A 16634-nucleotide genomic window follows, 5' to 3' on the forward strand; every position below is an offset into this window, starting at 1 on the left:
AATTAATTGTTGTCACTATATGAAAATTTGTGCAGATACGCAATTGAGTCATGCGTTGAATAGAATATAGTCAAAAATTGAAATTTTTATATTTATCTGTTTTTTATCATTATCTTAAAATTATCATTCTACATTTTTTATATATATCTTTTTATGCAAAACTTATGAATGAAACGAATAAAATTTTACCCGTTTCATGATTTTTCTGATTTAGCTTGAGATTTTTATTTTTAAACTACTTCACTATTTTTTCTCACTAGAAATTTGATCATAAATCGCACCATTCACAAAATGCGTTTGCTGCGCTTTTGCCCATCCTCCAAAAACGGCATCAATGGTAAATAATTTTATCTTTGGAAATTTGTAGGCGTACTTTGCGGCAACTTGTGTATTACGTGGACGGAAATTGTATTTTGCCGCTAGATCTTGTCCAAGTGGTGAATAAAGATAGTTGAGATAACCTTTCGCCAATTGGCGATTTCCGTCTTTATCTACGGTTTTATCCACGATCGCTACCGATGGTTCAGCCAAAATCGAGATAGAAGGATAAATAATTTCATATTTATCTTTGCCTAGACCTTGCGTTGCCAATAAAGCTTCATTTTCCCAAGACAGCAACACATCGCCTATGCCTCGCTCAGCAAAGGTTGTCAATGAACCTCGTGCCCCCGAATCTAAAACTTTGACATTTTGGTATAACTTTTTCACCAATTCACGTGCTTTGGCATCATTTCCACCGGGTTGTTTCAATGCATAACCCCATGCAGATAAATAGATCCAGCGCGGCGCTCCACCTGTTTTTGGATTTGGCGTAATGATTTCTACACCTGGTTTAGTGAGATCATTCCAATCTTTGATCTTTTTCGGATTGCCTTTACGAACGAGAAAAACCACCGTTGATGTATAGGGTGCTGAATGGTTTGGGAATTCTTTTTGCCAATCTTTTTTGATCAATCCCGCTTTGGCAATTTCATCAATATCATTGGCAAGCGCCAAAGTCACCACATCGGCTTTCAAGCCATCAATCACTGAACGAGCCTGTTTTCCCGAACCTCCATGCGATTGTTTGAAATCGACATCCTGACCTGTACTTTTTTTCCAATATTCTGAAAATTTTTGATTATATTCCTGATAAAACTCTCGAGTAGGGTCATAGGAAACATTTAGAAACTCTTTTCCCGCATGTGTTTGAACACTGCTCAACAATGCAATGCTAAATAAACTGCTGAATAATATTGTTTTCATTTTTCACACTTTTTTGTAGAGATTTTGTGTACTATATTTTTATTTTTTAAACATAACAATCAATAGCTTATATTATTAATTCAATTTCAATTCGAGATTTAAGATATCCAAATTTGTGCTTTATATCTATGAAATTTATATTTATTGTTTAATTAATATTTCAAATGATATGTCATCTATTGCAAAATCTTAACTTTATCCTTTCATAATCTCTTCAAACTCTCTCCATATTTTACTGTTAAATATGTATACGTGAATTTAAAGGTTGTTTTTAGATCATTTTTTGTTTATCCTTTGTAAAAAGTGTGACCCAGTTAAATATTTTCATTTTTAAATGTAAATTTCGACGTGGGTGTTAAAACAATAAAGAACCATCATATCGGGGAGTGATAGGACATGAATCATTCATTGTTTAAAGCATTAGGTTTATCACTAAGCTTAATGTTTGTTGCGCAATCAGGACACTCTGCTCTGATTAAAGATACAAATAAGACTGTAAATTCGACTGTGGTGACAAAACAATCACCTATTGAAAAAGCGTTAAGTCAGCAAAAACGTGGCGATAACAATTCAATTAATGACGAATTAAAAGTGTTGACTGCAATTAAATCTGCACCTACACAAAACTTTTTAGCTGAACAAAATCAAAAGTTTTCACGTTTTATCCAAGCTTTGTTCCAACCACATTCTTCTTCATAAACGTGTAGAAAGTTATACAAATTCTTTCCCCCAAGAGAATTTTAGAGAAGCCCAATTGCAATATGCTGAATTAAGCCTTAAGCAATTGGGCTTTTTCGTTATAATAGTTCCCAATTTAGATTCGATTAATATTTGATTATGAAAGTCCGTACTCGTATTGCACCCTCTCCTACCGGTTTTCCACATGTCGGTACAGCATTTATCGCACTCTTCAACCTGTGTTTTGCTAAACAACACGGCGGTGAATTTATTTTACGTATTGAAGATACCGATCAACTCCGTTCAACACCTGAATCTGAAAAAATGATCTTAGATTCGCTTCGTTGGTTGGGTCTAGATTGGTCTGAGGGTCCTGATGTCGGCGGACCACATGCACCTTATCGTCAATCAGAACGTATGGGCATTTATAAAAAATATGCTGAAGACTTGGTTGATCAAGGTCATGCTTTTTACTGTTTTGCAACTGCGCAAGAATTAGATGAAATGCGTGCTGAACAGCAAGCACGTGGCGAAACACCTCGTTATGACGGTCGTGGTCTAAAACTTTCTAAAGAAGAAGTGGCTCGTCGTCTAGCTGCTGATGAACCACATGTCATTCGTATGAAAGTGCCTGAAGAAGGTGTCTGCAAATTTAACGACATGCTCCGTGGTGAAGTTGAGATTCCATGGGCGCAAGTTGATATGCAAATCTTGCTTAAAACAGATGGCTTACCGACTTACCATTTGGCAAACGTAGTTGATGACCACTTGATGGAAATTACCCACGTGATTCGTGGTGAAGAATGGATTCCATCAGCACCAAAACACCAATTGCTTTACAAATACTTTGGTTGGGATATGCCAGAGCTTTGTCATATGCCTTTGCTTCGTAACCCAGATAAATCAAAACTTTCTAAACGTAAAAACCCAACGTCAATCAATTATTACAAAGATATCGGCGTACTTCCTGAAGCATTGCTCAACTATTTAGGTCGTATGGGTTGGTCTATGCCAGATGAAAGTGAAAAATTCACTCTGGCTGAAATGATTGAGAACTTTGACATTAAACGTGTCTCTCTCGGTGGTCCAATTTTTGATGTAGAAAAACTCAATTGGTTAAATGGTCAATGGATCAAAGCACTCAGCCCTGCTGAATTGCTCAATACCATTTTGGCTTGGCAAGGTGATCGTCAAAAACTTGAAGATATCGCTGCGGCAATTCAGCCTCGTATTAACCTACTTTCTGAAGCGGTGAATTGGGCTGGTTTCTATTTCAACCAATTCCCACAAATCAGCAAAGAACAATTTGAAAGCAAAAAATTGACTGAAGAGCAGGTTCGTATGAGTTTGCAATTTGCAATTTGGCGTTTGGAAAGTATGTTTACTTGGAATAATGATACTGTAAGCCAAACCTTGATGGATTTGGCAAGCCAGATGGAAATTAAACTTCGTGACTTCATGCCAACATTCTTTATTGCGATTGCTGGTTCAACCAGTTCAACCCCAGTGATGCAATCAATGGTGACGATTGGTCCAGATTTGACCTTCGCTCGTTTACGCCATGCACTTGAAATCGTGGGTGGTCCGAGCAAAAAAGAAGCAAAAGTTTGGGAAAAACTCAACGAAAGCTTAAAATTGCCGAAAAATGATGCAGTTGATGAAGCATAACTGATTTTTTTGTTGACGTGTGGGCGTAATATCCATAATATTGCGCTCACACAAACTGGGGTCATAGCTCAGTTGGTAGAGCGCTACAATGGCATTGTAGAGGTCAGCAGTTCGATCCTGCTTGGCTCCACCACTTAATCGTTTCACCTTTTGTGTCAGCCTCATAAGTCCCCATCGTCTAGAGGCCTAGGACATCGCCCTTTCACGGCGGTAACCGGGGTTCGAATCCCCGTGGGGACGCCAGATTCAAAAAAGCCACTGATATCAGTGGCTTTTTTATTGCCTGTAATTTCGTTATATAATGTCATGCAATCACAATGTAAAAATACGCGTGGAGTTGAAATGCAATACCGTTGCCCAAAATGCCAAAGCCCTAAAATCATGCCTATTAGCAATGGCAATACTGTTGCAAAACCTGTAGTACCAAAAAGCTTGGTGATTTTAATCCCTGCTCTTTTTGTCCTGCTTTTGCTTGTCGTACTGAGCATTGGTTTGTGGATCTTTTCAGATGGGGCTGGATCAACGATTCAAATCGCAACAGTGGTTGCTTTTGTCGTTTGTGTAGGTGCTGGGATTATGTTTTGGCGTGATCTACCAGATTTTAAAATCTCTATGCAATCATTTATGAATGCCAACAAAGATTGGAAATGCCGTGAATGTCATCACGAATGGCATGTTCAATAATAAATCGTATTTTTAGCTTTGATTATGTTCATGTTTTATCGTGAACTTATATGCTTAAGATTTTAATAAAATAATAACTTAAAAAGTGATTGCTCCACGGAACAATCACTTTTTTTTAAATACATTACATAGATTTTAAATTTAATTCTTTTGACTTTGATTTGAATCGTGATCGTGATCGTGATCGTGATCGTGATCGTGATCGTGATCGTGATCGTGATCGTGATCGTGATCGTGAGAATCATGCATTCCAGTATGTTCAAGTGCCATACATTCATCATCTTCGATCTGCAACGTCACTTCCGTTACCCCATGTTGATGAGTCAACATTTCAACCGCATCATGATAGAGCTGGTTACGATCTGCATGGGGTGCAAAGAGATGCACAGTCAAATGCACATTTTTCGAAGTAATCGCCCAAACTTTGAGTTGATGTATACTTTCCACCCCTTTTAAAGCCAGTAGATCATTTCGTAGATTTTCAATATCAATCTCTTCAGGCACACCCTCAAGCAAGATATTGATACTTTGTTTTAACAAAATCCATGTCCGTGGCAAAACCCAAAATCCGATCAACACAGCAATCAGCGTATCGATCCAAACCCATTGCGTGAAATAAATTACAATCGCCCCAATAATGACACCAATTGAGCCGACAGCATCACTCAAGACCTCAAGATAAGCCCCTTTTACATTTAGGCTTTCTTGTGCACCTGACATGAGGATTTTCATGGAAATGAGGTTGATGATGAGCCCAACTACGGCAACAACCAACATGCCGACACTTTGAATCTCTGGGGGATGACTAAAACGCTGGTATGCTTCATATAAAATATAGATTGCGACCATAAATAACATACAAGCATTGAACAGCGCTGCCAGTATTTCAAAACGCTCATATCCAAAGGTCCGCTTATCATCAGCAGGACGTTTAGCAATCTTGATCGCCACCAAAGCAATTGCAAGTGCAGCTGCATCTGTAAACATATGCGCGGCATCAGAAAGCAATGCCAAACTTTGGGTGACAAACCCAGCGATAACTTCAACAATCAAAAAAGTCGAGGTCAAAGCCAAAGCAAAGGTGAGTTTCTTTGCATTGCCTTCAGTGACCACAGCATGACTATGCTCATGCCCTTGATGCTGTTCCGCCATATCCACTCCTAGACAAGCAGGTAAAATACCGAATAAATTTCACCTGTTTGTGAATTTTTATTGCTCTTTATTTTCATGACAAACGATGCAGCCTTAACATGCACCGTTTGCCATGTCTTGATCAAGACACTTTGTGCAACTTATACAACGAACTATGCTGCACGCTTTTCGTTGATCCAGCGATATAACACAGGTAGCAATACCAAGGTTAGTAAAGTTGAAGAGATAATTCCACCAATCACGACCGTTGCTAATGGTCGCTGTACTTCCGCGCCTGTTCCTGTTGCTAACGCCATTGGAATAAACCCTAAAGATGCAACACATGCGGTCATTAATACAGGACGCAAACGCAATATCGCGCCATACCAAGTGGCATGTTGTAAATTGTATTGTTCACGCAATTCTTTAATGAATGTCAGCATAACCAAACCATTCAACACAGCGACACCAGAAAGCGCGATAAAGCCGATCCCTGCCGACATGGACAATGGAATATCTCTAAGCCAAATCGCCACCAAACCGCCTGACAATGCAAATGGCACACCACTAAAGACCAGTAAACTATCTTTGACACTATGGAAAACAGCCATTAACAATATGAAAATGGTGATCAATGCCAGAGGAATGACCAATTGCATCCGCGACTTCGCAGAAGCAAGATTTTCAAATTGTCCACCGTATTCAAGCCAATAACCCGCAGGTAACGCTTCTTTTGCCAAAGTCGCCTGCAATTCACTAACAAAGGAACCTAGGTCACGACCTTCAACATTTGCTGTGATCACCACACGTCGTTTGGCATTTTCACGGCTGACCTGATTGATCCCTGAAATATTTTCTACTTTTGCAACGTCCTGTAGCTGGATCAAACCACCATTTGGCAATTGAATCGGCAATAAAGCCAAATGCTCTGGTGTGCGTTCTGCCTCACCCAAACGAATCACAAAATCAAAACGGCGGTCACCTTGTAAAATCTGCCCAACATTTTCGCCTCCAACACTTGCAGCAACCAAATCTTGGATCGATTTGACAGAGAGACCATATTGGGAAGCAAGTGCTTTGTTGACCTCAACATTGAGCAAAGGTAAGCCCGTGGTTTGTTCAACATTGACCGCTGTCGCCCCTGAAATTGCCTTGATTTTTTGCGATAAACGCTGTGCTTCACGATCCAGCACATTCATATCATCACCAAAAATTTTCACTCCAACATCACTACGCACACCTGAAATCAATTCATTAAAACGCAATTCAATCGGTTGAGAAAATTCACTATTATTTCCGGGTAATGTCGCCAAGAAAGCTTGCATACGTGTACGCAATTCATCTAGGGATTGTTTCGGATTGCTCCACTCAGACTTCGGTTTAAGCAAAATAATGCCATCAGAAATGTTCGGTGGCATCACATCAGTCGCTACTTCTGCCGTACCTGTCCGCGCAAAAATCGCTTTAATTTCAGAAAACTCTTTGAGTAATAATTTCTCGGTATTTTCCTGCATACGCAATGACTGTTCTAGTCCCGTGCTTGGCGAACGCATTTGCTGAACCGCAAAATCACCCTCACTCAACTGCGGAGCAAATTCACTGCCCATTTTTGTGGCTAAAATAGCGGTGAGAAATAAAATACAGCCTGCAATCGTGAGCACAAATCCTCGAAACTCATAAGCATGATTGAGTATTTTTTCATAACGTGACTTTAGCCACACCATCAAACGAGTTTCTTTTTCCTGAACTTTATTGGTCACAAATAAAGCTACCGCAGCAGGAACAAAAGTGACAGATAAAATCATTGCACCCAACAAAGCCAGTACCACGGTCATTGCCATCGGATGAAATAATTTTGCCTCCACACCTGACAAGGCAAAAATCGGTAAATACACCACCAAAATAATCAATTGCCCAAAAATCAATGGGCGTCTCGCCTGTTTTGCTGCCAGAAAAACTTCTTTAAATCGTTCAGCACGAGTCAGCAAACGACCTTTTAAATGCTGCGCTTCAGCAAGCCGTCTAATACAATTTTCAACAATAACCACGGCACCATCGACAATAATCCCAAAATCGAGCGCGCCCAAACTCATCAAATTGGCACTAATTTTTTGTTCAGCCATGCCTGTCAAAGTAAACAACATCGAAAGTGGAATAACGCAGGCAGTAATCAAGGCAGCTCGAAAATTACTAAGAAAAATAAATAAAATAATAATGACTAAAATCGCGCCTTCGACTAGGTTTTTCTGAACGGTATAAATCGCTCGATCAACCAAATTTGTGCGGTCATATACAGTTTCAATCACCACTCCTTTCGGCAATGATTTTTGAATGGCTTGAATTTTTTCATCGACAGCTTTGGCTACATTGCGACTATTTTCACCCATCATCATCATGGCAATGCCAAGTACGGTTTCCTCGCCATTGTAGGTTGCAGCACCCGTTCTTAAATCATGCCCGATGGAAACTGTAGCAATATCGGCGACACGAACAGGCACACCATTTTTAGTGGCAATACTGATATTTTGAATATCTTCAATGCTATTTAGCGTACCTGGGATACGAACTGTCAGCTGTTGACCATTGTTTTCAATAAACCCAGCACCACGGTTTTCATTATTTTCCTTAAGCGCATTTTGCAAATCTGACAATGGGATTTGCAGTTGTTGCAAACGCTTTAAATCAGGGGAAACCACATAAGTCTTGTTATACCCCCCGATACTGTTGATTTCAGCAACACCTTGTACTCTTTGCAATTGTGGGCGAACGATCCAATCTTGGATTTCCCTAAGATCCATTGCGCTATACGGTGTTCCATCTGGCTTTTTGGCATTTGGCTCAGCTTTGACGACCCACTGATATATCTCACCCAAACCTGTCGAAATAGGAGACATCGTAGGCGTGATCTCATCTGGGAGTTCTCCATTGGCTTCTTGCAAACGCTGATTAATCAACTGCCTAGCCCAGTAAATATCTGTACCATCTTTAAAAATCACCGTTACTTGTGACAAACCATAACGAGAAATCGAACGTGTTTGCTCAAGCTTGGGAATGCCTGACATGGCATTTTCAATGGGGTAAGTAATACGTTGCTCAACTTCTAATGCAGTAAAGCCATTGGCAGCAGTATTGATCTGAACCTGAGTATTGGTGATATCAGGCACAGCATCTATCGGTAATTTTTGATAGCTCCAAATTCCGACACCGATCCAAGCCACAATAAAGAGCATCACCCAAATAGCATTTTGGATCGAAAACTGAATAATACGATCAAATAATCCTTTTACCTGTACCGCATCTTGGCTGGAATTTTCATCCAATGATTCACTTGAATGTGGAGATGAATTTTCATGCTTAATGCTCATGGCTCGCCTCCCCCTTTTCAAGTTCAGATTTCAAAAGGAAGCTGCCTTGAGCCACATATTTCTGACCTTGTTTTAAGCCAGATTTGATTTCGACCCATTGTCCATCCAATGAAAATTGTCCAAGCTCAACAACTTGCGCTTCAAATTCCATTTTCCCATCATGTTCATGTGAAACAAAAACAGCATTTTTTCCTTCTATTTGCTGAATCGCTGTTTTTTGGATACGTAGCGCTTGAGCCGAAGAATTTTGTGTTAACACAACATTGACCATCAAGTTCGGACGCAGTTCAGTCGCATTTGATAAAACCTTGGCACGCACTTGTAAACGACCTGTTTGCGCATCGGCTTCACTATTTAAGCTTTGAATTTGTGCTTTAAATAGATGCCCTGTTTGTAAGGACTTAAACTCAAGCGTCTGATTGGGTTCGATTGAGGCAAATTCAGAACTTGGCACGGTAAACTCAAGCCAAAGTTGGTCGAGCTGATCAATGGTAAACAACTGATCTGCAAGCTGAACATTTTCACCAACCACCAAATCCTTTTTACTGATGACGCCTGAAATTGGTGCTTTTAAAGCATAACGACCATTTGAAACAGTCGTTGCACCAAATGCACTTAAACGAGATTTAGCAGCCTGAACCTGAATTTCCGCCTGTTTATATGCATTAAATGCACGTTGATAGTCCTGTTTTGCAGAAATCCCCTGCGACCACAATTGTTGTTCTCGTTGATAATCTTGGCGCGCTAAAGTGAGGTTGGTCTGTGCTATTTGTAAATTTGCCTGTTGATCTACCAGATCAGGGACCAATAAAGTTGCAAGCAATTGTCCTTTCTGAACTTTTTGTCCCAACTCAACATTTACAGACTCAACATGACCGCTAAAACTTGGCGATACATGCGCTTGGCGATCTGTATTAATGCTTAGTTTTGCTGGATAAGCGTTAGTTTTTATCACTTCACCCATTTCAACACTTGCTAGCTTCACCCCTTGCTCAGTCATTTGCTTCGCAGTTAATACGATAGATTGCTCATGATCATCAGCACCTTTTTCTGCCTCGTCATGACCATGCTCAGCCTCCTCTGCATGTCCTTCATTTGCCTCTTTTTGCTCTTTTTTTCCAGTGAAAAATAAAGCAATTGCAACCAATGCTGTTATCAATAACGCAATGATGATCAACAATTTTTGTGATATTTTTCCAGTTTGACGATGTGCAGATCCAAGTTGAGCCATTTGTTTTTTAAGCTTATTCATTTATTTCCCCCCACCAATCACAGGTAAATTTTGAGTGTCTTGCCACGCATTTTGATTCAATTGATCAAGTGCATCTGCCGCCATAATCTGCTCAGGAGAAACCCCTAAACTTAAACTCTCAGCTGTTATTGCGCGTTGCCAAGCAGTTTTTAACAACTGCACCCGACGCAAACGAACATCCTGCAACTGCATCGTTGCCTGCTGAACGTCTGTGACTGCAAATTTACCGGCTTGAAAACCTTGCAAAGTTTTCTGTTGCACGCGAAGTGCTAGTGGGATTTGAATATTTTGAAGCTGTTGAAACTGTGAACTCAGATCATTTAACTCAGACAAGAGATGACTGACTTTGATCTTATTTTGACTGCGATAAAACTGCTGTTGTCGATCCAAAAGTTGCTGTTTGGCTTGACTGATCTCAACACCATATTGATTGCGATTAAAGATATTCAAAGGAATTTCTACACCGAGTAACACTTGGTTTTCAGTAGAACTTTCTGGTGAAGATGTCCGTTTAATCCCTGCATTGAGCGTAGGATTTGGTCTAGCTTCAGCTTTCAAAACATCAATATTAGTTTTGCTTTCAAGTATCTGTAACTGCAAACTCTTTTCTAATAAATTATCTTTTTGAAAACGTTCCACATTGGAAATACTATCAAAAGGCCATAAATTTTTTGGATTTTGATCGATAGATAATAGCGAACTTGATTCACCCCAAAGTTGACTCAAATTTTGTCGAGCAACTTTTAACTCTAACTCAGCCTGCTTAAATAAACGCTCATTTTCCAAAGTATTTATCCGAATACGATCAACATCAACTTGAGCAATATTTCCCGCCTGATAACGCTTTTCCGTTACTTGTAGATTTTCCTGACTATTTTTAAGCTGCTCCAAAACCACATCACGCTCAAGCTCTAAAATTGCCAGTTGAGACCAAAGATGCTTTACAACCAGCTCCAATTGCGCCTGATAAATCTGCTGTTTTAAAGCCACTTGATTAGATGAAATTTCTGCTAATTTTTGCTGCGCTTTACGCTCACCGAACAAATCCAAACGCTGAGAAATACCGATAGAAAGCTCTTTCTCCTGATCATTTTTAAAGCCAGATTGTTCTATGGATAAGTTTGGATTTATCCACAGCTTGGCTTGTTTTTTGTTCGCATTTGCAATTTGAGCCTGAGTTTGCCACACCCCTTGGGTCGCTTGAAACGTTTTTACCTTTTCAAGCGCATTGGACAAACTCAAATTTTCAGTTGATTTTGAATGACCCACAACAGGCAAAGTAAACATTGCAAGCAATGCCAAACTCGCCCAAGACATCGCCCGTTGAGGGATGACGACACCTGATGAATGATCCAAAGCTTGATCTGCCATAGATTTAAATGTTTTTTTAGACATGATTATGCCCCACAAAATTGAAGATTTGCGGTGGGCTTTAGATTTGGCTACCCCACCTTATAGCGGGGCAAATACGGGCGGTGGATTTAATCCATATAAATGAGGTGATTGGTAAGTATTGTTCCAATCAGAAAAAGAATGCAGTAAATAGGGTCTAAACTTAGGGTCTTGTGCATTATTTTGCACATGCAAAACCATAAAATAGGCAAAAGAAGGTAAATGATCTCGATGATCATCTACTGCTAAATTACTAAAGGCTTTTACTGCATTTTCAGCTTTGCTTAAGCTTAGTTCAGCATTGCTTAAGATAGTTCCCTTACTCTTATCATGTATGTTCATCTCAGAATGGCATGCCGTTGTTAAATGGTGCCCAAAGTGACGAATATTCGTATTTGTTGATGATTTCGAACCGATTTCATGGCCGCAAAAAGCTGCCGCTACATTCCAAAGACTTTGGAATATAAACAAACTCAGCAAGACGGTCATAAAAAGTCCGGATTTTTTCACAAATACATCCTGAAATGTAGTGTGCCTAATATATCAGTGAAGATTAACGTAATAAAATTACAAATGATCGTATTTACTCATTTTTTTTGATTGTTACGTTCAATTATTTATATATATAGAAAAACATACATTTTACTGTTGACATATTACAAAATTTTGTTTGCAAAGTTAAAAAAAACAGCTAAATTAAATAAATCTAATCATTTTTAAGATTAGCCTGATTACTAACTTTGTTAACGGATTAGCAAGGAGGTTTCATATGTTGGTGCATATTTTAAATCGTTTCTTAGGCTCTTCAAATTCTGATCGCTTTAAAGCCGATTCTGAAGCCTCATACGAACGCTCTCGTGCAAATGATTTTGAGCAACGAGCCGCTCAGCATCTCCATGATTCCCATTCTAGCCATTTCGAAGATCATGAAACTCGAAATGCGATGTGGTATTACCTACGTGCAGCTTTACGCGGTGATCAAGAAGCCCAATATAAAATGGGTTTAAGTTATCTCAATGGTCAACTGGGTCTTGATCGCAATTATTCTCAAGCTGAAAAATGGCTAGCACAGGCTGCGCATCAAGGTCATTTACAGGCCAAAGAAGAATTAAACAAAGCTTATAATAACCTCGCTTTTTCATAATCATTATTTAATATCTACAATTTCAAATAATATTCAAATAATCAGATTTATTCTGATTATTTGGATAAATATATGAACTATTAAATATTCTTTTATTAATATAAATCCCAATAAAATAAGAAATAAAAATCAATATTTTATGAAAATATCATTTTAGATCAAAATGATAAAAAAATATTCATGTTTAACCAATTTCAGGGATTTAAATTTGTGCATTTTTATTATAAATTATCATTTCTATTTCATTTAATAGAGTCATGCATAAAATGGATTTTACAAAAATAATTGCTCAAATTATTTCACATTTTATATATAATTCGACAAAAGATAGTACAGAGAATTTATCTCCCTTTTCTGAATCTTTTTTTAGTTATCATCGTGCTAAATATTTTCAATATTTAGCTTTATTTAATTCAGATGCTAAGTTTACTTTAGAAACTACAACACCCTATTCAAATCAACGTAATGCGATTTGGTATTTTTTACATTCAGCTTTAAAAGGTTATAGTGTTTCTCAATACGAACTGGGTATTTGTTATTTAAAAGGTCAGCTTGGTTTACAGCCAAATTTGCAACAAGCCGAAAAATGGCTTGCGCTTGCAGCAAAACAAGGGCATCTCGAAGCAATAGATGAACTTAAAAATATAGATTCCTCTCAATCTTCAAACATGATGCAATAAAAAACCAGCTTTCTAGCTGGTTTTTTATTTGATCTATATCAATTAAATTTTACGGAATTTTTTGCGTTTTGTTGCAAGGTCATCGCCATATTTCTTACGACGATATTCTTCAAACTCAGTATAGTTACCAGCAAAGAACTCAGGTTGTTCATCTTCAAATGACAAGATATGTGTCGCAATACGGTCTAGGAACCAACGGTCATGCGATACAACCATTACAGTACCTGGGAATACCAAAATCGCATCTTCGAGTGCACGTAGTGTTTCTACGTCCAAGTCATTTGATGGCTCATCCAGTAAGATTACGTTTGCACCCATTTGTAAGATTTTAGCCAGTTGTAAACGGTTACGTTCACCACCAGACAATTCACCTACGCGTTTTTGCTGATCTTGACCTTTAAAGTTAAAGCGTCCGATATATGCACGTGATGCAATTTCATAATCGCCAATACGTAAGATATCTAAACCGCCTGAAACTTCTTCCCAAACTGTTTTGTTGTTATCCAAAGTATCTCGAATCTGACCAACATAAGCCACTTTTACAGAATCACCTAAAGTCACAGTACCTGTATCTGGTTTTTGTTCTTCAGTCATCATACGGAATAATGTGGTTTTACCCGCACCGTTTGGACCAACGATACCAACAATCGCTGTAGGTGGAACAGTGAATGTTAAGTTTTCATATAACAGACGACCATCAAATGATTTACTGATATTTTCAACTTCAACCACTTTGTTACCTAGGCGTGGACCAGGTGGAATATAGATTTCAGAAGTTTCATTACGTTGTTGGAATTCTTTAGAGTTAAGCTCTTCAAAACGTTCCATACGTGCTTTGTTTTTCTTTTGCTGACCTTTCGCATTTGAACGAACCCATTCAAGTTCTTTTTTCAATGCTTTAGCAAAAGATTCTTCTTGTTTATTTTCCTGCTCTAAACGCGCATTCTTTTGTTCTAACCAAGCAGAATAGTTACCTTGGTAAGGAATACCATGGCCACGGTCAAGTTCAAGAATCCATTCTGCAACGTTATCCAAGAAATAACGGTCATGGGTAATCGCAACGATCGTACCAGGGAAATCTTTCAAGAAACGTTCCAACCAAGACACAGATTCTGCGTCCAAATGGTTCGTCGGTTCGTCGAGAAGTAGCATATCTGGTTTAGAAAGCAATAAACGGCAAAGCGCAACACGACGGCGTTCACCACCTGAAAGCAAGCTTACATCCGCATCCCAAGCTGGAAGGTTCAATGCTGCAGCAGCTTGATCCATTTGGTTTACGATATTGTGAGCATCCCAAGCATGAATGATTGCTTCAAGCTTTTCTTGCTCTTTTGCAAGGGCATCGAAGTCAGCATCTTCAGCTGCATATTCAGCAAATACTTCATCCAAACGTGCTAAAGCGTCAAGCGGTTCACGTAAACCATCTTCAACGTTACCACGTACATCTTTATTTGGATCTAATGGTGGCTCTTGTTCAAGATAACCGATTTTAGTACCCGGTTGTGCACGAGCTTCACCAGAGAAATCTTTATCTACGCCAGCCATAATACGGAGTAGGGTTGATTTACCTGCACCGTTTAAACCAAGTACACCAATTTTTGCACCTGGGAAAAATGATAAAGAGATGTCTTTTAGGATTTCGCGCTTCGGCGGAACCATTTTAGACACTCGGTTCATCGTATAAATATATTGGGCCACGCAGGACTCCTCAATAGAAAAACCAAAATATCGCAAATTGCGAAAAAATGAATCGGAGCATTATACGATGAAAGTTCCTAAAAAATAAGGCATCCATCTGAGGATATGTAAGCTTTTATCTCAAAATATTGCAGAATCTAAGTCGAATAAATAATAATCATTGCCGATGGGCTTAAAATTGTTTTAAATAAAATCTTAAAATTTATGCTTATGAAAATAAAAGAATAAACATGAAGATTTTATCACTTTACATGCATAACATAAATGCTACACTCGATTGATATTCAATAATTTTGATGGAACATACATGACCTACAAAGACGAAACCTTAGCCATCCATGCAGGCTATAGCCCAGAAGCAACAACCAAAGCCGTTGCAGTTCCAATTTATCAAACAACATCTTATGCATTTGATAATACTCAACACGGGGCAGATTTATTTGATTTAAAAGTACAGGGCAATATTTATACCCGTATTATGAATCCAACCACAGCTGTACTAGAACAGCGTCTTGCTGCACTCGAAGGGGGAATCGGTGCACTTGCGGTGGCGTCTGGTATGTCTGCGATTACCTACGCAATCCAAACCATTGCCGAAGCTGGTGATAATATTGCCTCGGTTTCTACGCTTTATGGTGGTACTTACAACTTATTTGCGCATACTTTGCCAAAACAAGGGATCGAAGTTCGTTTTTTTGATTATCAAAAACCTGAAAGCTTAGCCAATCTGATTGATGAAAAAACCAAATTGGTTTTTGTCGAATCTATTGGTAATCCACTCGGCAATATCATTGATCTTGAAGCGATCAGTAAAATCGCACACGAACATGGCGTTCCTGTGATTGTAGATAATACCGTTGCTTCACCTGCCCTCCTCAAACCATTTCAATATGGGGCTGACATCGTGATTCATTCTTTGACCAAATACATTGGGGGTCATGGAAATAGTATCGGTGGTGCAATTATCGATAGCGGTAAATTCCCATGGGGTAAATATCCAGAACGCTTTAAAGTCCTCAATACACCTGATCCAAGCTATCACGGCGTGAACTATGTCGAAGCTTTAGGTGAAGCCGCATATATCGCGCGTGCACGTGTTGTACCTTTACGTAATACGGGTGCTGCGATCAGCCCACTGAGTGTATTTTTAATTTTACAAGGCTTGGAAACACTCAATCTACGTATGGAACGCCATACTGAAAATGCCCAAAAAGTAGCGGAATATTTAAAAAATCATCCGAAAGTAAAATGGGTCAATTACGCAGGTCTAAAAGATCATCCTCAACATGCGCTGGCGCAAAAATATGTCGGTGGCAAACCTTCTGCAATTTTATCATTCGGTGTCGAAGATGGTCGCGAGGGGGGAACACGTTTTATTGACGCTCTTAAATTATTTACTCGTTTGGTCAATATCGGTGATGCAAAAAGCTTAGCCTGTCATCCTGCGACAACGACCCATCGTCAGCTCAATGATGAAGAATTGAAAGCTGCGGGAGTAAGTTCAGATATGGTTCGTTTATCGATTGGTATTGAACATATTGACGATTTGATTGCAGATCTTGAGCAAGCATTGTCAGAAGTCTAAATCTGCATAATGCATCGAAATGAAAATTTCACTAATGAGAAATCATGCTTGAAATTTTCACTTTTTAATCCGATAAAGCCAACCTTTTATCGGATTTTTTATTTTCATAATT

At 38.9% G+C, this 16634-nt stretch carries 13 protein-coding genes and 2 tRNA genes; 8 read left to right on the top strand and 7 right to left on the bottom strand.

Annotated features, from left to right (window positions below; translation table 11 throughout):
* Positions 1 to 243: 243 nt before the first annotated feature.
* Positions 244 to 1245, bottom strand: coding sequence for a sulfate ABC transporter substrate-binding protein (locus tag F960_RS18945; protein ID WP_004869869.1), 1002 nt, complete (start codon positions 1243 to 1245; stop codon positions 244 to 246).
* Between the two features lie 396 nt (positions 1246 to 1641).
* Here F960_RS18945 and F960_RS18950 point away from each other — a divergent pair, with 396 nt between their 5' ends.
* From F960_RS18950 to F960_RS18970, 5 genes are all read left to right on the top strand, one after another.
* The gene (locus F960_RS18950; RefSeq protein WP_004869871.1) at positions 1642 to 1944 is read left to right on the top strand and encodes a hypothetical protein; all 303 of its coding nucleotides are present in this window, start codon (positions 1642 to 1644) and stop codon (positions 1942 to 1944) included.
* 138 nt (positions 1945 to 2082) lie between these two features.
* Positions 2083 to 3591 (top strand): glutamate--tRNA ligase, encoded by a 1509-nt coding sequence (gltX, locus tag F960_RS18955; RefSeq protein ID WP_004869873.1) that lies wholly within the window; start codon positions 2083 to 2085, stop codon positions 3589 to 3591.
* 57 nt (positions 3592 to 3648) lie between these two features.
* A tRNA-Ala gene (locus tag F960_RS18960) sits at positions 3649 to 3724 on the top strand.
* A gap of 34 nt (positions 3725 to 3758) precedes the next feature.
* Positions 3759 to 3834, top strand: a tRNA-Glu gene (locus tag F960_RS18965).
* A 99-nt stretch (positions 3835 to 3933) separates the two neighbouring features.
* Complete coding sequence (locus F960_RS18970) at positions 3934 to 4275, top strand: hypothetical protein (protein ID WP_004869875.1); 342 nt, start codon at positions 3934 to 3936, stop codon at positions 4273 to 4275.
* Positions 4276 to 4416: 141 nt separating this feature from the next.
* Here F960_RS18970 and F960_RS18975 read toward each other — a convergent pair whose 3' ends face one another.
* The 5 genes from F960_RS18975 to F960_RS18995 all read right to left on the bottom strand — a co-directional run bounded on the left by F960_RS18975 (position 4417) and on the right by F960_RS18995 (position 11925).
* Positions 4417 to 5427, bottom strand: coding sequence for a cation diffusion facilitator family transporter (locus F960_RS18975; protein WP_004869877.1), 1011 nt, complete (start codon positions 5425 to 5427; stop codon positions 4417 to 4419).
* A gap of 152 nt (positions 5428 to 5579) precedes the next feature.
* Positions 5580 to 8771, bottom strand: coding sequence for an efflux RND transporter permease subunit (locus F960_RS18980; protein ID WP_004869879.1), 3192 nt, complete (start codon positions 8769 to 8771; stop codon positions 5580 to 5582).
* The gene (locus F960_RS18985) at positions 8761 to 10023 is read right to left on the bottom strand and encodes an efflux RND transporter periplasmic adaptor subunit (RefSeq protein ID WP_004869880.1); all 1263 of its coding nucleotides are present in this window, start codon (positions 10021 to 10023) and stop codon (positions 8761 to 8763) included. Before F960_RS18985 ends, F960_RS18980 begins: the two co-directional genes overlap by 11 nt.
* Positions 10024 to 11394 carry a TolC family protein gene (locus F960_RS18990; protein ID WP_373855091.1) on the bottom strand — a complete coding sequence of 457 codons (1371 nt, stop codon included), beginning with the start codon at positions 11392 to 11394 and terminating at the stop codon, positions 10024 to 10026.
* 81 nt (positions 11395 to 11475) lie between these two features.
* The gene (locus F960_RS18995) at positions 11476 to 11925 is read right to left on the bottom strand and encodes a cation efflux protein, CzcI-like (protein WP_035373320.1); all 450 of its coding nucleotides are present in this window, start codon (positions 11923 to 11925) and stop codon (positions 11476 to 11478) included.
* Between the two features lie 259 nt (positions 11926 to 12184).
* On the opposite strand from F960_RS18995, the gene F960_RS19000 reads away from it, so the two are divergent.
* Both F960_RS19000 and F960_RS19005 read left to right on the top strand, forming a co-directional pair.
* Complete coding sequence (locus F960_RS19000) at positions 12185 to 12559, top strand: SEL1-like repeat protein (RefSeq protein WP_004869885.1); 375 nt, start codon at positions 12185 to 12187, stop codon at positions 12557 to 12559.
* 266 nt (positions 12560 to 12825) lie between these two features.
* Positions 12826 to 13239 carry a tetratricopeptide repeat protein gene (locus F960_RS19005; protein ID WP_004869888.1) on the top strand — a complete coding sequence of 138 codons (414 nt, stop codon included), beginning with the start codon at positions 12826 to 12828 and terminating at the stop codon, positions 13237 to 13239.
* Positions 13240 to 13281: 42 nt separating this feature from the next.
* On the opposite strand, the gene ettA is transcribed toward F960_RS19005, so the two are convergent.
* On the bottom strand, positions 13282 to 14937 hold the full coding sequence (gene ettA, locus F960_RS19010; protein WP_004869890.1) for an energy-dependent translational throttle protein EttA: 1656 nt from the start codon (positions 14935 to 14937) through the stop codon (positions 13282 to 13284).
* A gap of 307 nt (positions 14938 to 15244) precedes the next feature.
* Between ettA and F960_RS19015 the strand changes: the two genes are divergently transcribed.
* Positions 15245 to 16522 (top strand): O-acetylhomoserine aminocarboxypropyltransferase/cysteine synthase family protein, encoded by a 1278-nt coding sequence (locus F960_RS19015; protein ID WP_004869892.1) that lies wholly within the window; start codon positions 15245 to 15247, stop codon positions 16520 to 16522.
* Positions 16523 to 16634 lie beyond the last annotated feature (112 nt).

It is taken from the genome of Acinetobacter gerneri DSM 14967 = CIP 107464 = MTCC 9824 (assembly GCF_000368565.1).
In the GTDB taxonomy this organism is placed as follows: Bacteria; Pseudomonadota; Gammaproteobacteria; order Pseudomonadales; family Moraxellaceae; genus Acinetobacter; species Acinetobacter gerneri.